We start from the raw sequence: 17328 nt of genomic DNA on the forward strand, positions 1-17328 counted from the left end.
CTACTCGTTCCGGGTGAGTACCGGCGGCCAGCCGAGGACGTCCTCCGCTTGGACGTTGCACAGGGACGTTCCCTCGAAGCGGGCGCCTGTGATGTCTGTGGGGCCCAGGCGCGGGATGCCTGTGTTGACGCTGCTGAGTCTGGCGCCCGTCAGGTCCGTGTCGCGGAGGTCGGCGTCTCGTAGGTTGCAGCCGGCCAGGACCGCGCCGCGTAGGGAGGCTCCGCGGAGGTCTGCGCCGGTGAAGTCGCAGAACTTGAACCAGCAGCCTTCCAGCGTGGCGTAGCGGAGGTCTGCGCCGGCGAACGAGCAGCGGGCGAAGCGGAGTTGGTTGGTGCGGGTGGATGCGAGGTTCTGGGCGGTGAAGTCCTCGCCGCTGACGGCCGCGTAGCGGTGGAGCTCGGAGAGGCGTTGGCCGGCGGTCAGTGGCGTGGTCATGTGGGGCAGCGTCTCAGCCGGGGTGGTGGGCGGCGTCGAGATTTCGTCAAATTGACTGTTCAACAGACAGCCCTGTTTGGGGTGATCTTGTGCCCCTGTAGGGGGACTTGAGGCCGTCTCGCGTTGGTTTGGGCGCCGACACGCTCTTGCCTGCTGTACGGTGATCGTGTCATCACGCTCTGTGCGTACGCATGGGGCGGCCCCCGGTGGTGTTACAGCACCTAGCCGAGGGCCTTCACCCAACTAGTGGAACGGACTCCACCGGGATGCTTTGGCATGCTATCGCGCCGGTTCGGCGCTACACGAAGGTCTCGCACGACGTCATGCGTCATCCGCGTCTGAACAGTGACGCGAAGGTCTTGATCTCTTACGTCCAAGGGTTGCCCGAAGGGCAGGTCGACCGTGCTCTCTCCGAGCATGCTCGCGAGGTCGGGATCAAGGGGCGGCGGTATCAGACGGCCAAGGAGCAGTTGGTCGTGAACGGGTTCGTGCATGAGCGGAAGGTCCCTGGGGCGCGAGGGTTGTGGGCCACCCATCAGCTCTTCTCCAATGTGCCGTTGAGTGATGACGACGCTCGTGCTCTATGGCGGGACGCCGGTGTGGGAGTTGACGCGGCTCCGAGTGCGCAGTCTCCGACCGTCGGTGAGCCGGGTCCTCGGACCGTCGGTCATCAACTACCGGTAGACGAAGAACTGGGGGAGAACTCTTTCCGCCCACCCACCCAAGCGAGCGGCGGTGAAGGCGCGTTGGAGGTGCTTTCGGCTGAAGAGGCGCAGGTGGAGCGGGTGTTGTTGTCTCTACGTGAGTGTCGGCGTGATCTGCGGCTCGGTGTCGCCGAGGCGCGGTCGCTGGTGGCGCTGGCTGTGGAGTGGTTGCGGCGCGGAGTGTCCGGTGCTGAGCTTCGGCAGGTGCTGAGCAGTGGGCTGCCGGCCGGTCGGGTGCGGTCCGCTGTCGGGTTCCTGCGGCATCGGCTCGTACAGAAGATGCCCGAAGCGCCCGCGCCCGAGCCCTCACATGAGCCTGAGCCCGCCCCCGGACCTGAACCCGCCCCGGCCCCCGCGCCTGAGCCGCCTCCCGTCGTCGCTCCGCTCATCACCTGTCAGGGGCCCGGGACCGAGCACGTCTTCCGGTCCTTCGGCGGGGCGACCGAGTGCTCCGACTGTCAGCAGGCCGCCGCCTGGGCCCGGTGGGCCGAGCGGAGGGCCGCCGATCTGGGCATCGATCTCGCCGAGGACGCTGCGGCCGCCGTGGAGGCCGGGCGGGATCCGGACGGGTGGCGGGGTCGGCTCGCCGCCGCCACCGCGCGCGGCTCCGCGTGCGCGGCGGCGTCCGACCCCGCTTCCGGCGTCGGTGGCGCCGACCGCCCGTAACGCGTGCCGCCGATGCTCAGTCGAGTGCGGCCCGCTGCAGGCGGAGTTGGCCGATTTCCGCAACGTTCTTCATCAGTTCCGCGTTCACCCACGTGATCATGCGGGCGATGGTGTGCTGCGGGTCCTCCGGCCCCGGAAACCCTGCCGGAGCGTCCAGGTCGGCGGTCGTGAGCCCGTCCAGGGCGGTCAGCCAGTCCTGCCGCAGGCCGCGCAGCCACTCGACGGTCGGGGCTCCCGGGCCTGGCCACGTGATGTCCGTACGGTTCCGGGGCGTCCTCCCCACGGCGTGGTCCAGCGCCACGCTCCACCACCAGCCCATGTGCCAGCTCAGCCAGGCGATCGTCGGCACGGGTACGGGGTCGGGTTCGGTGTCCGCCCAGTCCGGGGTCCAGGTGCCGTCGCCGGACCGGCGTACCGTCCAGCAGTTCGCGGCGGGCTCCCACAGGAAGTCGTCCGGCTCGATGCGCTCCAGGTGGTACTCGAACAGTGACCACGTCAGGTCGAACTGCCAGCGGAGGAGGTCGAGCGCGGTGCGTGAGGGCGGGGGCGGGGACGCGTTCATCCTGCGAACCTCGCACAGTCCCGGAGGCGGTGGGAAGCGGTTTTGGCGGCGGACGCGGCTGTGCCCGGCGACAGGACGGACACCGGTCGGACGTCCGTACGTCGCCGGGCACATGGCCGGGCAGCTGATGCGCGTGTGCGTCAGTCCGTGATCTCGATCTTGTCCTCGGACCTGTTCGCGGACCCGTTCCCGGACTTGTTGCCGTCCTTGGGCGTGTCGCTCTGCTGCGGCAGCGTCGTGCGGTTCTTCAGGTTCTCCAGGAGCGCCGCCACGTCCACGCCCGTCGTCGAGCTCAGCAGCTCCATGCCCTGCGCGACGTTGTCGGTGACCGTACGGGCCAGCTGGCTGGCGCCGTCCGTCGAGATCACCGTCATCTTGTCGATCGCGCTCAGCGGCTCGGAGGCCTTCGCGACCACGTCCGGGAGGACCTCGACCAGCATCTGGAGGACGGCCGCGTCGCCGTACCGCGCGAACGCGTCGGCCTTCTTCTGCATGGCCTCCGCCTCCGCCGCACCCTTCGCGGCGATCGACGCGGCCTCGGCCTCACCCTCGATGCGCACCGCGTCGGCCAGCGCCGAACGGTGGAGCTTCTCACCCTGACCGGTCAGGCGCGAGCGCTCCGCGTCCGCCTCGGCCTCCTTGACCTGCGCGATGCGGCGGGCCTCCGCCTCCTGCTCGGCCTGGTAGCGGGCGGCGTCGGCGGGCTTACGTACCTTGGTGTCCAGCTCGCGGTCGGTCAGCGCCGCCTGGCGCTCGGCGACCTTCTCCTGCTCCTGGAGCACTTCCTGCTGGCGGGCCGCCTCGGCGAGCGGACCGGCGGCGTTGGCCTTGGCGGCCGCAGCTTCGGTCTCGGCCTTGATCTCGGCCTGCTTCAGGTAGTACGTCCGCTCGGCGATGGCGATCTCCTCGGCCGCCTTCAGCCGGGCCTGCTCCGAGGCGCGCTTGGCGATCGCCTCGGCGATGTCCGCCTCCTGCTTGGCGCGGGCGGCCTCCGGACGGCCGAGGTCCTCCAGGTAGGAGCCCTCGGTGGTGATGTCCTGGATCTGGAAGGCGTCCAGGATCAGGCCCTGGCCGGAGAGGCTGGTCTCGGCCTCCTCCGCCACCTGGCCGGCGAACGCGGCCCGGTCGCGGATGATGTCCTCGACCGACATGCGGCCGACGATCGCGCGGAGCGCGCCGGAGAGCACTTCCTGCGTGAAGCCGACGATGCCGTCCTGCTGCTGCAGGAAGCGCTGAGCGGCCGCGCGGATCGCGTCCTCGCCGCCTCCGACCTTGACGATCGCGACGCCTTCGAGGTTCGACTTCACACCGCGCAGCGTGACCGCGCCGCGTACGGCGATCGGGATGTGCCGGCTGGAGAGGTCCAGCGTGAACTTCTGCTGGACGAACGGCACGACGAAGACGCCGCCACCGACGACGACCTTCTGGCCGCTGTTGTCGACGCTGACGAGGCCGGTGACCGGATCGGTCGACTTCTTGCCGCGCCGGCCGGTGATGATGAAGGCCTCGCTGGGCCCGGCGACCTTGTACCGCGTGATGACGACCAGGCCGAGCAGGACGAGAAGTACGACGATGCCGATGACGGCGAGAGCTACTGGACTCATGAGAGGTGTCCCCCCTGCCTCCCGGATGGGGGACGGCAGATTGTTGTGGTGCGAGGTGCTGGTGGGGTGTGGATGGTCAGTGAGTGGGTGAGGGAGGTAGTGCGTAGGTGAGTACGTGCGTGGAAGAGGTGGTGGCCGGGGTGCGTGGTCAGCGCTCCACCGGGCGGACGGCCACCGACGTCGTCGACAGCTCCGCCTCCACCCAGATCTCGGTGCCCCGCACCACCGGCGCCGGCGATTTGGCCGCGTACTTGACCGGCTGGCCCGCCAGTCGCAGCATCACCTCGCCGTAGCCGTCGGCCGGGATGGCCGTCACGACCATTCCGGACGTGCCGACGAGGTCGCCGCCGCGCGGTGTGGACGAGGTCTGGTCCGTCATGAGGGCCTTGCTGAACTTCCAGGTCAGCCAGCCCGCGACCACACCGGCTCCGACGCCCGCGACCGTGGCCACGAACGGCCCGGCACCCGTCGTGCCGAGCACGATCGCTCCGCCGAAACCGAGCATCGAAATGAAGCCGGCGATCACCGGAAGCGAGAGCAGTCCGTCGAAGAGCCCGTCGAGCACGCCGTCGAGCATCCCTTCGAGGACACCGCCGAAGATCAGGGAAAGGGCCAGCAGGACGATTCCCGCAATGCCGAGACCGAGAAAGAAGGTCACGTGATCACTCCCCTGTTTTTCGGCTTCCCCCGAGGTATTTCCGTCGATCTGGCTGGATGATCCCATGGACGGCCGGTTCCTGGCACTGCCGGAACCCGGCAGTCTTTACGCGGTTTTAATGCCGGACAGCTGATCGGCAAGAGTGGAAAGTGACTGGAAGGTGGCGCCCAGCAACGCCACGTGCTTCCAGCGCAGGACGCCGTCCGGGCCGATGAGGAAGACCGCCCGCCGTACGCCGATGCCGGGTGCGGCGACCCCGTACGCCTTGGCGATCTCCCGGCCCTCGTCGGCCAGGAGCGGCATGCGGAGCCCGTAGGTGCGGGCGAACGACTCATGGCTGTCCACACCCTGTGGACTGATGCCCCAGACCTCCGCGTCGAGCCCTTCGAAGGTCTCCATGCCCGAGGAGTACGAGCAGAGCTGCTTCGTGCAGACGCTCGTGTTGTCGCCGGGGTAGAAGGCCAGCACCAAGGCCCGGCCGCGAGCGGCGGAGAGCGTGTAGTCGCGGCGCTCGAAGGTGTCCGCGGGCACGGACACGCCGGACAGGACACCGCCCGGGAGCGTGAAGTCCGGTGCCGGGGTGCGCAGGGGAGGTCCTGCCGCCATGACGACTCCTTCTTATGCGTTCGTGGTACGTACAAGGATGAGGGCGTGCCCGTACAGTGAACGGCACTTTCCGGCCGTTGACACATTCGGCCCCATCCGGAACGGGGTCCGCACCGAATACGTACAGAGGCGGGCTCACCGGCCCCGCACCCGGATCTGGAGGTACGCGTGGACCGACGACCGCCGACGGCAGCGGTTCTCGTCCTGCACGGAGGCCACGAGAACGGGACCGAGCCGCCGCCCTGGGGCCCGCTCAACCTGCCCGGCGTCCGCATGCGCCCCTTCGTCCGGGCCCTGCGCCGGGCCACCCGCGCGCACCAGGACGGTCCGGAGGTCCTCGTACGGCAGGTGCGGTACGAGCACCGTGGCTGGAACGGCCACCGTGCCGACGCCCTCCGCGACGCCGTATCCGCGCTCGACGCCCTCGGCGAGGAGGCCGGAGACGTGCCGGTGGTCCTCCTCGGCCACTCCATGGGCGCCCGCGCCGCTCTGCTCGCCGCCGGGCACCCTCTCGTACGCGGAGTCGTCGGCCTCGCGCCCTGGTGCCCGCCGGGCGACCCGGTGACCCAGCTCGCCGGGCGCGACATCGTCCTCGTCCACAGCAGCCGGGACCGGATCACCAGTCCGCAGGCCACCCAGTCGCTCACCGCGCGGGCCCGCCGCGCCGGCGCCCGTACCTGCATGGTCACCGTGCGCGGTGGCGACCACGCGATGATCCGGCGCGCGCCGGCCTGGCACCGGCTCACCACCACGCTGGTCACCGGATTGCTGGGTACCGGCAGTCTGCCGGCACCCGTCATCGCCGCTCTCGGTCTGCCGCCGACCGCCGAGCCGACCGAGGGCACGCTCGACCTCGACCGGCTGCGCGCCGAGCGAGGACCGGCCGGACTCCTGCCGAGTTCCTGAGCCCGTACTCCTGCGGAGCCGCTGCGGATGCGGTGCCGACAGGCGCCGCACACCATGGAGGTCCGGAGGCCGATCTACGGCGGAGGAGACCCCCTTGCAGGCCGAAGCGTGCGGCGACGGTATGCCATCGTCCTTCGACCCCTCGACCGTGGCCGCGCTGCTCGACGGAAACCCCGCCGGAGTGGCCGTACTCGACGCCAACCTCCGCTACACCTACGTCAACCCCGCCCTGGAACGGCTCAACGGCCTCCCCGCCGGATCCCACATCGGCCACACCTTCACCGAGGTGCTGCCCGAACTCCGCGGCCAGGCCGCCGTCCTCCGCGGCGTCCTGCGCGACGGCGAACCGCGCGAACAGACGATCAGGGGACGCACCTGGGTCGCGGACGCCGACGATCCCCGGTTCTGGCGCGCCACCTACCACCGGCTGGAGACGGGCGGGTCCGTCTGTGGGCTGATGGTGATCGTCGTCGAGATCAGCGACGTCACCCGGCAGCGGGCCGAGCTGGAAGAGGCGCGCGGCCATGTGACCCTGCTCTCCACGGCCGCCGTCCGGATCGGCACCACGCTCGACATGGACACCACCTGCCGGGAGCTGGCCGAGTTCGTCGTGCCCGCCTTCGCCGACGTGGCGGCCGTCGACGTCTTCCCGCCCGAGGTGGGACATCCCGTACGCCGTGCCGAGCCCGGTGTCCTGCGGCTGCGGCGGGCCGCGCTGCGGGGTCGCGGGCCGCTGGACGAGCAGGTGCAGCGGTTCGGACATCCGGGGGAGTACGTCGACTTCGCGGCCGACTCCGCCGTGACCCGCTGTCTGGCCGAGAACGAGCCGGTCCTCGACGACTGGGAGGACCACCTGCGCGGCCGCTCCGCCTTCACCTCGGAGCGGATCACCGCCTCCCAGGCGCTCGGCCTGCGCGAGGCGCTCGTCGTCCCGCTCATCGCCCGCAGCGGCCAGATCGGCACGCTCAGCCTGGTCCGTGCCGAGGGCTCGTCGGCCTTCAGCGACCAGGACGTGATCGTCGCGCGGGAGCTCGCAGGACGGGCCGCAGTCGACCTCGACCACGCCCGCCGCTACGACCGCGAGCACAGCATCGCCCTCGAACTCCAGGGCTCCCTGCTCTCCGAACCACGTGGCCCGCACCCGCACGTGGAGATCGCCACCCGCTACCTTCCGGCGGAGCGCGGCGTCCTGGTGGGCGGCGACTGGTTCGACGTCGTACCGCTCCAGGACGGCCGCCACCTCAAGGCCATGGGCGACGTGATGGGCCACGGTGTGGAGGCGGCCGTGGCGATGAGCCACTACCGCTCGCTGCTGCGGCTGCTGGCGGCCGAGGACCTGCCGCCGCACCGGATCCTGGAGCGGCTGGACGAGATGGTGGAGCGGTCGGGCCTGGACCGGGCGGCGACGTGCCTGCTCGCCGTGGTGGACCGGTTCGGCGGAGTCTGCGAGGTGGCCAGCGCGGGCCATCTGCCGCCGGTCTTCATCGACCCGGGCGCGTCCCGGGCCCACATCATTCCGGTGGAGTCCGGGCCTCCGCTCGGCACCGGCTTCGGCGGCTACCGGACCACCACCGTGCCGTGCGGTCCGGGGACGGTGCTGTTCATGTACACCGACGGACTGGTGGAGCGGCGTGGCGAGGACATCGACGTGTCCGTGGCGCGGCTGGCCTCACTGACCCTGCCGCCCGGCGGCAGCCTCGAAGTGCTGCTGGACCAGGTGCTGGACCGGTTCGGCGGCGACGCGGAGGACGACATCGCGGTGCTGGCCTCCCGGATCAGGGAGGGACCGCCGGTGCTGCGGAGGCCTGGCGGCAGCGCGTGAAGTGGCCGGTCGAGCGCATGAGATGGCCGGTCGTTACCCCGTACGGGTGACGCCCGGCGCTCACCAGATCTCCGGCCGTTCTCCGGCTACGGGTGACGCCCGGCGCTCACGAGATCTCCGGCCGTTCTCCGGCTACGGGTGATACCCGGCGCTCACGCGGTCTCCGGCTCGTTCTCCCGCTTCCGGCCGCGCAGCTGCCGCAGGACCAAGGCGGCCGAGGTGATCAGCGGCAGCATCCCGGCCACCGCGTCGGCGGTGTTCAGCTTGTCGTGCGAGCCCCTGGCCCGGCGTACCTGCTTCGAGGCCCTGAGGACGGCGAGCGCGCTGCTGCCCAGGCTCAGCGCGAGCCCCGCCTTTCCGGCGCGCAGGCCCTTGGCGGGCAGGGAACGGTTCTTCTTCGCCATCGGAGGTACCTCCACGTGGTGCGGTGCGGGGTGTTCCGGACTCACCCGTTCCACGTAACCGGCTCCGCCGCGCCCCCGCAAACGCACCCGCCTCCGCAAACGGTCCGCCTCTGCGACCGGCCGGTCACCACCCTGTCCAGAGCAGGTGGTTGATCAACAGCGCCGGGATCACCGACGCGGCCAGCCAGTACCGCGCGGTCCGGGCCGGCAGCAGGGCTGTGGCGGGCAGCAGCCAGAGCAGGAACGGCTGCCAGATGCGCTCGGTCTCCGCCTTGCTCATGCCGGAGAGGTCGGCCGCGAGCAGCGCCACCAGCGCGCCGACCACGAGCACCGCCAGCCGCTGAGCGGAAGCCACGGTGCCATCTGTACGCGGTGCGCCGCTGCCCGTACGGAGCTCCCGTACGGCTCCGAAGACGTACGGCGCACTCCGGCGCAATCCGGCCACCGCCGCCAGGCCCGCCGCGAGGACGGCGCAGGCGAGGTTGGCCCAGACCCAGTACGCGTACGGGCGTACGCCTCCCGCGCCCTGGTAGTACCGCTCGACCAGCAGGTGGTACGCGGTCCACCAGTTGAAGCCGGCGAGCGTGAAGGCCACCGGGACCACCAGCGCGCCGAGCAGGAACGGGACCACCGGGCGGGCCGTCCGCGCGAGCAGCAGGACCGCGAGCAGGACCGCCGCCATCAGCCCCAGCCCGTAACTCAGGTAGCAGGTCCACCCGAACAGCAGGCCTCCGCCCACCGCCGCCGCCACCGGGAAGCGGACCCGGCGCGTCGCCGCCAGCGCGAGCAGCGCCACCGACCAGGCGGCGACGGCGGCGAAGTACCCGTCGGCCGAGACGCCGGCCCAAACCGCCGCCGGCGCGAGGACGAGGAACGGCGCCGCACGCCGGGCCAGGCGCTCGTCGGCCAGGACGCGTACGGTGATCAGCGCGGCCAGCACCGCCGAACTGCCCACGACGACACACCAGACGGCGGCCCACGCGCCGCCGCCGAGGCCGATCCGGTCCAGCCAGACGAAGGTCAGCGTGGCGCCCGGCGGATGTCCGGCGACATGGGCGGGCCAGTTGCCGGGCTCGCCGATCACGATGTGGTCGGTGAAGTCGCGCAGGGTGGCGGGGATGTCCTCGAAGCGGTCGATGACCCGCAGGTACTCGTGCTTGGTGGTCAGGCGCCGCTCCACGCCCCGGTACCAGCCGTCGATCAGCGCCATCGAGAAGACCCAGGCGCTCGACCCGGCCCAGGCCGCAGCGAGGAGGCCGCGCCAGGGCAGCCGGGCGGCGAGCGGCGGGCCGTACGCGATCACCAGCACGGCCAGGGTCAGCGCGGCGGGTGTGCCGGGGCCGAGGTGCGGGTCCCAGGAGGCCAGGAGCGGCGGCCACTGGACCTGGAGCGTGCCGGTCCGGTTCTGGACGTACCGGCCGATGAGGATCGCGGCGGCGACGAGCAGGGCCGCGAGAGCGGCGGCGGTGAGGTCGTGGCGGTGGGCGCGGACGTCGTCCGGTGGCGGGAGGCTTCCGGCCGGCTCCGTGGCGCCCCTACGTTCCGCCTCCGACTGTGCGGCCTGGTGCGTGGGTTCGGTGGCCGCGGTGCTCTCGGCGTTCTCGGTGTGCTCGGATTCCTCGGTGTTCTCGGTGTTCTCGGTGTTCTCGGTCTTCACGCTGGCACGCTATGCACGCCGGCTCGCGTTCCGGCGGTACGACAGGGCCCGGGCCCGGCCGATGGGCCGTACGGGCGGCGCGGGCGCCGGGCCGGAGCCATGGCCGCTTCTGCACGCGCTCCGGCGCCTAGCGTCGGGACCATGCCCCTGACCTGCCTCCGCCGCTCGCGCAGCACGCGCCCGCGCACGCCCGTCGACCCCGGCTTCTGGCGCAGCCCGGTCCGCGGGGTGCGGTTCACGGCGGTGCTGGGGCTCGTCCTGCTCGTCGGGCTCACCGTGGTGGCCGGCACCGGTCTGCTCTCGTACGCCGCCTACAACCCGGACCTGAACGCGGCCAACGACTCGACGCCGGACAAAGGGTGGCTCGGCTTCTACCTGTTCGCCTGGCCGACCGGGCCGCACTGGCTCTACCGGCTGACGCAGGGACTCCACGTCACGCTCGGGATCGTGCTCGTCCCGGTCCTGCTCGCGAAGCTCTGGTCGGTGATCCCGACCTTCTTCGCGCTGCCGCCGGTACGGTCCGTGGCGCACGCTCTGGAGCGGCTCTCGCTGCTGCTCCTGGTGGGCGGGGCGCTGTTCCAGTTCCTCACCGGGCTGCTCAACATCCAGCTGGACTATCTGTTCCCGGGGTCGTTCTACCGGCTGCACTTCTACGGGGCGTGGGTTTTCCTCGCCGGGTTCGTCGCTCACACCGTTCTCAAACTGCCGCATGCGGTACGGGTGTTGAGGCATGGGATGCCGCGCGGTGAGGCCGACGAGCCGGCCTCACCGGATCCGCTGCCGCCGACCTTGTCCCGGCGCGGGGCCCTTGCGCTGGTCGGGTCCGGGTCGCTGCTCCTGCTGCTCACCTCGGCCGGGCGGAGCTTCGACGGAACCTTGCGCCGGACCGCGCTGCTCACGCCGCGCGGCGGTACGGAACCCGGGCCCGGCGGCTTCCAGATCAACAAGACGGCCGCCGCCGTCCGGATCACCGCGGCGGACCGCGGCGAGGCCTGGCGGCTGAGAGTGCGCGGGCCCGCCGGTGAATTCCGGTTCTCCCGCGAGGAGTTGCTGGCCATGGAGCTGCACACGGCCGCGCTCCCGATCGCGTGTGTGGAGGGCTGGTCGACCTCGGACCAGCTCTGGCGCGGGGTGCGGCTGCGGGACCTGGCGGCGATCGCCGGATATCCGGACCGGCCGCCGGGCGTGTTCGTGGAGTCGATCCAGCGCCGGGGGCCCTTCCGTAAGGCCGCCTTGCGCGACAACCAGGTCCGCGACGGGCGGTCGCTGCTCGCGCTGGAGGTCAACGGCGCGCCTCTGACGGCCGACCACGGCCATCCGGCCCGGATCATCGTGCCGGCGGCGCCCGGAGTGCTGAACACCAAGTGGGTCGGATCGCTGACGTTCGGAGAGCTGTGATGTCCACAAGGGTGTCCACGAGAGAGGAACCGTCCCGGCGCGCACGGTTCTCCGTACGCCGGTGGTACGGCGAGGGACCGCTGCACCTCCTTCTGCTGGTGGCCACCTTCTGCCTGGCCGGATACGCGGGCGTACGCCTCCTGGACGGCGACACGCTCGCCATCCTGCTCTGGTTCGCCGGCTCGGCGCTGCTGCACGACCTGGTGCTGCTCCCGGTGTACGCGGGCGCCGACCGGGCCCTGCGCGCGGCGCTCGGTCCGCGGCGGGGCCTGGTCAACTTCGTCCGCGTACCGGTGTTCCTCTCCGTGCTGCTCCTGCTGATCTGGTTCCCGCTGATCACCCGGCGGACCGCACGACGGTACGAGGCCGCCTCCGGCACCACGCCGGACGTCTACCTCTCCAACTGGCTGCTCATCACCGGCGTACTGTTCGCGCTCTCCGCGCTCTGGCTGCTGGTCCGCGCGCTCCGCTCCCGCAGAGGAAGGCGCGGGCGGCGCAGCGCGACGAAGGCGCGGCCCTCCGCGCTCCACTGATCGGCCAGGCGCCAGCCGCACGCGCCGGCGTACCGCAGCAGCGCCGGCGTGCCGATCCGCGCCCACGGGAACGGCCGGTCCGCCGGTCCGGACGCGGCCTTCTCCGCCGGTGCGCGCAGGCCGTCGTCCAGGCGGACCTGGACGCGTTCGTCGATGTCGAGCGGTGAGGTCTCCGCGATCAGGAGTCCGCCGGTGGAGAGGAGGTCGGCCGCCCGGTCGAGCAGGGCCGCCGGGTCGCCGCCGATGCCGATGTTGCCGTCGACCAGCAGCAGAGTGCCCCAACGGCCCTCTTCCGGCAGCGGATCGAAGACGCTGCGGAGCAGGGCCGAGCCGCCGATGCGCCGGGTGCGGGCGACGGCCGCCTCGCTGACGTCGATGCCGAGCGCCCGGTGGCCCAGCGCGGTCAGCTCGGCGACCAGCCGCCCGGGACCGCAGCCGATGTCCAGCACCGGGCCCTCGCACCGGTTCAGCGCGGAGAGATCGGCGGCGCCGGCCTCGGAGCACCAGCGCTCGACCTCCAGCGGCAGCAGCCAGCCGTCGCTGCGGCGCAGGAAGAGCGGGCCGCGGCCGTTGCGCAGGGCGTTGGCGTACGGGTCGGTGGACCAGGCGGCGGTACGGGATTCGGCGCCGTGGGGGTCGGCTCCGGCGCGGGGTTCGGCTTCCGCGCGCGCCCCGGCGACGGTGGCGCCGACGTCGGTACGGGCCTCCTGAGCGCCGGTGGTCCCTCGGGGATCCCGGGTGGCCGTGCCTGTGGCCGTTCCCGTGCCCGAGGCCGTTCCCGTGCCTGTGCGCGTCCGGGACGATGACGACGGCGGCAGCATCGTGCTCATCGGGCCCCCATCCGCGCCTCGGTCCCGGCGGTCCCGGTCCCGGCTCCCGCTCCGGTCAACCGGCCGAGCACGGCCGCGAACCGGCCCTCCGGCGCCTCGGCCGCGACCCGGTGGGCGTCGGGCGCGGTGTCCACGTCGAGCAGGACCGGCAGGTCCCGTACCGCCAGACCGGCCTCGACCAGCCGGCGCCGCTGCACCGCACCGGTCTCCGGAACGGACATCGGCACTCCGCGCAGCAGGTCCGGATCGGGTCGCGCGAGGCCCAGCGCCCAGAAGCCGCCGTCCTCGGCGGGGCCGAACCAGGCGTCGCACCGCTCCCAGGCGTCCGGCGCGAGCGCGGGCGCGAGGAGGGCCGGAGTGATCTGCGGGGTGTCCATGCCGACCAGGAGGGCCGGCCCGGTACACCTCCCGAAGGCGTCCGCGAGCCGCTCGTCCAGCCCGCCGTCGCTCTGCGCCACCACCTCGACGCCCGGCGGCACCCAGGCGCCCGGCCGCCCGTCGAGGACGAGGACGCGCCGCCGGGCCGGGAGGGCGAGGGCGGTCTCCAGGGTGTCGGCGAGCGCGGCGGCGGCGAGTTCGGCGGCCTCGGCGGGAGAGAAGGGCGGACAGAGCCGGGTCTTGACCCGTCCGGCCACCGGCTCCTTCGCGATGACCAGCACCTCGGTGGGACCGGTCGGGCTGGTGAGGTGGATGGGGCCGGGCCTGTACGAGCTCATCGGGCGGCCTCCGTCCCGGTCGTCGCGGCGTGCGCCGGCGCGCGGTCCGCCGGTGGCTCGCGCAGGACGCCGCGCATGTCGCGTACCGCGTGCCAGGTGCCGCGCCAGGTGCCGGTCACCTTCGACTTTCCCGTGCGCGGCCGGTACGGGACGTCGCTCTCGGCGACCCGCAGTCCGGCGTCCGAGGCCCGGACGACCATCTGGAGCGGATAGCCGCTGCGCCGGTCGGTGAGGTCCAGGGCCAGCAGGTCGGCGCGGCGGGCCGCCCGCAGTGGGCCGAGGTCGTGCAGGCGCAGGCCCGTACGGCGGCGGAGCATCCGGGCGAGCGCCAGGTTGCCGGCGCGCGCGTGCGGCGGCCACGCGCCCCGGCCCTCGGGACGGCGGCGGCCGAGCAGGAGATCGCACTCGCCGTCCGCGATCCGCCGGACGAACCCGGCCAGCAGCGCGGGATCCAGCGAGCCGTCGCAGTCGCAGAAGCAGACGAACTCGGCCTCGGCGGCGAGCAGTCCGGCGTGGCAGGCCGCGCCGAACCCGCGCCGCTCCTCCGTGACGACGTACGCGCCGAGGGAGCGGGCCAGCTCGGCGGAGCCGTCGGTCGAGCCGTTGTCGACGACGATCGCGCGCCAGCCGACGGGAATCCGGCCGAGCACCCAGGGCAGGGCGGCGGCCTCGTCCAGGCAGGGCAGGACGATGTCGGCCCTCGGGACGGCTCTCCGGGGCGCGGTGGGCGGGACGGTGGCATCGGGAAGAGCGGCAGAGGAATCGGTCACCCGCCTCACCCTACGGAGACAACTCCGGCATTTCGGCGTATAGGTTCTTCCGGGTCATCAGCGTCGGCCGGATGGCGGTGGCGGCGTGCCCGCGCCAGGTGCCACGCGCGGCCGGTCCCACCGTGGCATGACAGCGTCATCGGCCGTTCACGCCACGTCCGTACGGGCGTCGCCACGCCTTGCGATCTTTCCGGCGAAGGAACGCGTACGGGTGTGTGGAGAGGACGTCATGAACAGAGCGAGTACCGGCCTGCCGCCGCGCGGGGCCCGGCTCCTGGCCGCAGTGCTGGCCGCGGGCGCCGTGGTCGTCGGCGCCTCCACCGGAGCGGTCGCGGCGAGTCCGGGCGGTGCGGGTGGTGCGGGAGCGTGCGCCGGGAGCGGGCCGTTGCCGCGCAGCTGTGCGCAGCCGGGCGATCTGATCGACGTCACCCTCGGCGAACTCCACCCGACCCAGGCCGTCCTCGGCTTCGACCAGGTCTTCTACAAGCTCGGCCGCTACGGCAGCGACCGCGACGAGGCGGCAGGCGGCTTCAACAAGCGGTTCGACGACTGGTGCGAGACCAACGGCCAAGGCGAGGCGGCCTCGGTGCGCTCCGGCGCACGCCTGGACGATCCGGCGAGCTTCACCTGCACCGTGCCGCTCGGCCGGGAGACCGCGGAGTCGGTCGCGCTGATGAAGACGGCCGTGATCGGCCCCGGCGGAAAGCTCTACCTCACCGACGGGCACCACACGCTGACGTCCTTCCTGGAAGGCCCCGACGGCTCCACCCGGCTGCCGATCCGCCTCCGCGTCACCGACAACTTCAGCTCGCTCTCCACCAACGCCTTCTGGCAGCGGATGGCGGCCGAGAAGAAGGTGTGGCTGCGCGACGAGAAGAACAGGCCGCTGAGCGTCGAGCAGCTGCCGGACCGCCTCGGGATCACCAACTTCCGCGACGACCCGTACCGCGGGCTCGTCTACTTCACGCGGGACATCGGCTACGAAGTCCCGGACGGCGCGACGGAGTTCCTGGAGTTCTCGTGGGGCTCGTGGCTGCGCGGCGAGTACGACGCGGCCGCGTACGACCTGACCTCGCCGGGTCCGTACCTCGACCTCGTCAAGCGCGCCTCGCAGTCCATGGCCGCGCTCGCTCCGGACGCGGTCGTCGACGACGGCAAGACCGCCGGCCGGCTCGGCCGGATCGCGGAGTGGAACGGCGGCAAGAAGGAGACCGGTGGCGAGTTCGCCAAGCTGGGCAAGCCGCTGACGGACGCCAAGCCCGGCAAGCTCGCCGAGGCGCTGGACTACAAGGCGCGAGTGGTGCGCGCGCCGGCGTGCACCACGACGGTCACCGGCGTACGCAACGGCCCGCTGACCGTCACGGACGGCGTCACCTGCGCCGACCGCGCCACTCTGCGCGGCCCGGTCACCGTGCGCGCCGGCGCGTCCCTCGTCCTGACCGGCTCCACGCTCCAGGGCCCGCTCCAGTCCGACCGCGCCGCCGCGATCCACGCATGCGGGTCCAGCGTCACCGGGCCGCTGGCTGTCAGCCGTACGACCGGACCCGTCCGTCTCGGCGGCCCGGGCTGCACCGCCAACACGGTCACCGGAGCCGTCGTCCTGACCGGCAACACCGGAGGCGTCCTCCTCGCCGCCAACAAGGTCACCGGCCCGGTGGCGTGCTCCGCCAACGTTCCGGCGCCGGACACCACACAGCGGCCCAACGAGGTCCACGGCCCGCGCACGGGCCAGTGCGCCGGAGTGTGAGCCGGAGCGGTACCTGTCGGCCCGCCGGAGTGTGAGCCCGCGCGAAGCCTTTCCGTACGCCGGAGTGTCAGCCCGCGCTGACCGAGGCTCAAGCGGCCCGTCCTACGGCGCCTCGGCCCCCACAGGCTGAGGCCCCCCGGTGACCTGTGCGGCCTCAGCCCCTCGCAGCCCCGCCCGCGCGAACTCCACCATCCCTTCCGCGAAGCCGACCTCCGGCCGCCAGCCCAGCTCCTCGCGCAGCCGCCGCGAGTCCGCCGTGACATGGCGTACGTCGCCGAGGCGGTACTCGCCGGTCACCACCGGCTCGGGACCGCCGTGCGCGGCGGCCAGCGCGGTGGCCATCTCGCCGATCGTGTGCGGATCGCCGCTGCCGCAGTTGTACGCGGTGAAGGAGGCGGGCCGACGCTCGCGGACCGCCTCCAGGGCCACCGCGTTGGCCGCCGCGACATCGTGGACGTGGACGAAGTCGCGGCGCTGCCGTCCGTCCTCGTAGACGCGGGGCGCCTCGCCGCGCGCCAGGGCCGAGCGGAAGAACGAGGCGACTCCGGCGTACGGAGTGTCGCGCGGCATGCCCGGCCCGTACACGTTGTGGTAGCGCAGTGACACCGCCCGGCCGCCCGTCGCCCGCGCCCACGCGGCGGCCAGGTGCTCCTGGGCGAGCTTGGTCGTGGCGTACACGTTGCGCGGGTCGGCGGGCGCGTCCTCGGAGACCAGGCCCGGCGCCAACTCCGTACCGCACTCCGGGCAGTGCGGCTCGAAGCTCCCGGCCCGCAGCGCGGCCTCCGGGCGCGGGCCCGGCCGGACCGTGCCGTGGCGCGGGCAGTCGTAGCGGCCCTCGCCGTAGACCACCATCGACCCGGCCAGCACCAGGTCCCGCACTCCGGCCGCCGCCATCTCGGCCAGCAGCACCGCCGTACCGAGGTCGTTGCATCCCACGTACAGCGGCGCGTCCGCGAAGTCCTTGCCCAGGCCCACCATCGCCGCCTGGTGACAGACCGCGTCGACTCCGGCGAGCGCCTCCGCCACCGCCTCCCGGTCCCGGAGGTCCCCGACGACCACCGGGCCGCCAGGGACCTGGGGAGCGGCCGCGCCGGGGCCCGGGGCGCCGGGGTGGGCGGAGGGGAGGAGGGCGTCGAGCACCACGCTCTCGTGCCCGGCCGCGGTGAGCGCGGCGACGACATGTGACCCGATGAACCCGGCTCCGCCGGTGACCAGTACGCGCATGGCGGCCACGCTAGGGGCAGGACGGCCGCCGGGCGGTGCGCGGCGCACTCGTGTCACGGGACCGTAAGGACTGTGTGTACGCACGC

At 72.6% G+C, this 17328-nt stretch carries 16 protein-coding genes; 5 read left to right on the forward strand and 11 right to left on the reverse strand.

The annotated features are described in order from the left end of the window. Positions 1-435, reverse strand: a complete 435-nt coding sequence (locus ABZ267_RS05725; RefSeq protein ID WP_356749899.1) for a pentapeptide repeat-containing protein — start codon at positions 433-435, stop codon at positions 1-3. A gap of 266 nt (positions 436-701) precedes the next feature. Between ABZ267_RS05725 and ABZ267_RS05730 the strand changes: the two genes are divergently transcribed. Beyond that, a complete protein-coding gene (locus tag ABZ267_RS05730; protein ID WP_356749901.1) occupies positions 702-1805 on the forward strand; it encodes a hypothetical protein in 1104 nt (367 codons plus the stop codon). 16 nt (positions 1806-1821) lie between these two features. Here the strand turns inward: ABZ267_RS05730 and ABZ267_RS05735 are convergent, their stop codons facing one another. The 4 genes from ABZ267_RS05735 to ABZ267_RS05750 form a co-directional block, all read right to left on the reverse strand. Beyond that, positions 1822-2367 (reverse strand): DinB family protein, encoded by a 546-nt coding sequence (locus ABZ267_RS05735; protein WP_356749903.1) that lies wholly within the window; start codon positions 2365-2367, stop codon positions 1822-1824. A gap of 140 nt (positions 2368-2507) precedes the next feature. Next, the gene (locus tag ABZ267_RS05740; protein ID WP_356749905.1) at positions 2508-3971 is read right to left on the reverse strand and encodes an SPFH domain-containing protein; all 1464 of its coding nucleotides are present in this window, start codon (positions 3969-3971) and stop codon (positions 2508-2510) included. A gap of 148 nt (positions 3972-4119) precedes the next feature. Then, on the reverse strand, positions 4120-4629 hold the full coding sequence (locus ABZ267_RS05745; protein ID WP_356750064.1) for a hypothetical protein: 510 nt from the start codon (positions 4627-4629) through the stop codon (positions 4120-4122). A gap of 105 nt (positions 4630-4734) precedes the next feature. Beyond that, the gene (locus tag ABZ267_RS05750) at positions 4735-5235 is read right to left on the reverse strand and encodes a peroxiredoxin (protein WP_356749907.1); all 501 of its coding nucleotides are present in this window, start codon (positions 5233-5235) and stop codon (positions 4735-4737) included. A 168-nt stretch (positions 5236-5403) separates the two neighbouring features. Between ABZ267_RS05750 and ABZ267_RS05755 the strand changes: the two genes are divergently transcribed. Together ABZ267_RS05755 and ABZ267_RS05760 are read left to right on the forward strand one after the other, a co-directional pair. Then, entirely contained in the window at positions 5404-6141 is a 738-nt protein-coding gene (locus ABZ267_RS05755; protein ID WP_356749909.1) for an alpha/beta fold hydrolase, read from the forward strand. A 121-nt stretch (positions 6142-6262) separates the two neighbouring features. Continuing rightward, positions 6263-7963: a SpoIIE family protein phosphatase gene (locus ABZ267_RS05760; RefSeq protein WP_356750066.1), complete on the forward strand. Its 1701-nt coding sequence runs from the start codon at positions 6263-6265 to the stop codon at positions 7961-7963. Between the two features lie 152 nt (positions 7964-8115). Here the strand turns inward: ABZ267_RS05760 and ABZ267_RS05765 are convergent, their stop codons facing one another. Together ABZ267_RS05765 and ABZ267_RS05770 are read right to left on the reverse strand one after the other, a co-directional pair. Next, positions 8116-8367 (reverse strand): hypothetical protein, encoded by a 252-nt coding sequence (locus ABZ267_RS05765; protein WP_356749911.1) that lies wholly within the window; start codon positions 8365-8367, stop codon positions 8116-8118. 124 nt (positions 8368-8491) lie between these two features. Continuing rightward, on the reverse strand, positions 8492-9814 hold the full coding sequence (locus ABZ267_RS05770) for a hypothetical protein (RefSeq protein ID WP_356750068.1): 1323 nt from the start codon (positions 9812-9814) through the stop codon (positions 8492-8494). A 351-nt stretch (positions 9815-10165) separates the two neighbouring features. Here ABZ267_RS05770 and ABZ267_RS05775 point away from each other — a divergent pair, with 351 nt between their 5' ends. After that, positions 10166-11422, forward strand: a complete 1257-nt coding sequence (locus tag ABZ267_RS05775; protein ID WP_356749913.1) for a molybdopterin-dependent oxidoreductase — start codon at positions 10166-10168, stop codon at positions 11420-11422. Positions 11423-11813: 391 nt separating this feature from the next. Here ABZ267_RS05775 and ABZ267_RS05780 read toward each other — a convergent pair whose 3' ends face one another. From ABZ267_RS05780 to ABZ267_RS05790, 3 genes are read right to left on the reverse strand one after another with little or no spacing between them, the layout of a single operon-like run. After that, on the reverse strand, positions 11814-12785 hold the full coding sequence (locus ABZ267_RS05780) for a class I SAM-dependent methyltransferase (protein ID WP_356749915.1): 972 nt from the start codon (positions 12783-12785) through the stop codon (positions 11814-11816). After that, entirely contained in the window at positions 12782-13501 is a 720-nt protein-coding gene (locus ABZ267_RS05785; protein ID WP_356749916.1) for a DUF2064 domain-containing protein, read from the reverse strand. Before ABZ267_RS05785 ends, ABZ267_RS05780 begins: the two co-directional genes overlap by 4 nt. After that, positions 13498-14280 carry a glycosyltransferase family 2 protein gene (locus tag ABZ267_RS05790; protein WP_356749917.1) on the reverse strand — a complete coding sequence of 261 codons (783 nt, stop codon included), beginning with the start codon at positions 14278-14280 and terminating at the stop codon, positions 13498-13500. The genes ABZ267_RS05785 and ABZ267_RS05790 overlap by 4 nt, the downstream gene beginning before the upstream one ends. Before the next feature lie 220 nt (positions 14281-14500). Here ABZ267_RS05790 and ABZ267_RS05795 point away from each other — a divergent pair, with 220 nt between their 5' ends. Continuing rightward, the gene (locus tag ABZ267_RS05795) at positions 14501-16018 is read left to right on the forward strand and encodes a ParB/Srx family N-terminal domain-containing protein (RefSeq protein ID WP_356749918.1); all 1518 of its coding nucleotides are present in this window, start codon (positions 14501-14503) and stop codon (positions 16016-16018) included. Positions 16019-16120: 102 nt separating this feature from the next. Here ABZ267_RS05795 and ABZ267_RS05800 read toward each other — a convergent pair whose 3' ends face one another. Further along, positions 16121-17242 carry an NAD-dependent epimerase/dehydratase family protein gene (locus ABZ267_RS05800; RefSeq protein ID WP_356749919.1) on the reverse strand — a complete coding sequence of 374 codons (1122 nt, stop codon included), beginning with the start codon at positions 17240-17242 and terminating at the stop codon, positions 16121-16123. Positions 17243-17328: the final 86 nt, after the last annotated feature.

This window comes from Streptomyces sp. NPDC006174 (assembly GCF_040614075.1).
In the GTDB taxonomy this organism is placed as follows: Bacteria; Actinomycetota; Actinomycetes; order Streptomycetales; family Streptomycetaceae; genus Streptomyces.

What these genes read in the sequence shown, in the direction of transcription:
- ABZ267_RS05725 (WP_356749899.1), bottom strand. Translation starts at nt 435, where the DNA reads ATGACCACGCCACTGACCGCCGGCCAACGCCTCTCCGAGCTCCACCGC.
- ABZ267_RS05730 (WP_356749901.1), top strand. Translation starts at nt 702, where the DNA reads ATGCTTTGGCATGCTATCGCGCCGGTTCGGCGCTACACGAAGGTCTCG.
- ABZ267_RS05735 (WP_356749903.1), bottom strand. Translation starts at nt 2,367, where the DNA reads ATGAACGCGTCCCCGCCCCCGCCCTCACGCACCGCGCTCGACCTCCTC.
- ABZ267_RS05740 (WP_356749905.1), bottom strand. Translation starts at nt 3,971, where the DNA reads ATGAGTCCAGTAGCTCTCGCCGTCATCGGCATCGTCGTACTTCTCGTC.
- ABZ267_RS05750 (WP_356749907.1), bottom strand. Translation starts at nt 5,235, where the DNA reads ATGGCGGCAGGACCTCCCCTGCGCACCCCGGCACCGGACTTCACGCTC.
- ABZ267_RS05760 (WP_356750066.1), top strand. Translation starts at nt 6,263, where the DNA reads ATGCCATCGTCCTTCGACCCCTCGACCGTGGCCGCGCTGCTCGACGGA.
- ABZ267_RS05765 (WP_356749911.1), bottom strand. Translation starts at nt 8,367, where the DNA reads ATGGCGAAGAAGAACCGTTCCCTGCCCGCCAAGGGCCTGCGCGCCGGA.
- ABZ267_RS05775 (WP_356749913.1), top strand. Translation starts at nt 10,166, where the DNA reads ATGCCCCTGACCTGCCTCCGCCGCTCGCGCAGCACGCGCCCGCGCACG.
- ABZ267_RS05780 (WP_356749915.1), bottom strand. Translation starts at nt 12,785, where the DNA reads ATGAGCACGATGCTGCCGCCGTCGTCATCGTCCCGGACGCGCACAGGC.
- ABZ267_RS05785 (WP_356749916.1), bottom strand. Translation starts at nt 13,501, where the DNA reads ATGAGCTCGTACAGGCCCGGCCCCATCCACCTCACCAGCCCGACCGGT.
- ABZ267_RS05795 (WP_356749918.1), top strand. Translation starts at nt 14,501, where the DNA reads ATGAACAGAGCGAGTACCGGCCTGCCGCCGCGCGGGGCCCGGCTCCTG.
- ABZ267_RS05800 (WP_356749919.1), bottom strand. Translation starts at nt 17,242, where the DNA reads ATGCGCGTACTGGTCACCGGCGGAGCCGGGTTCATCGGGTCACATGTC.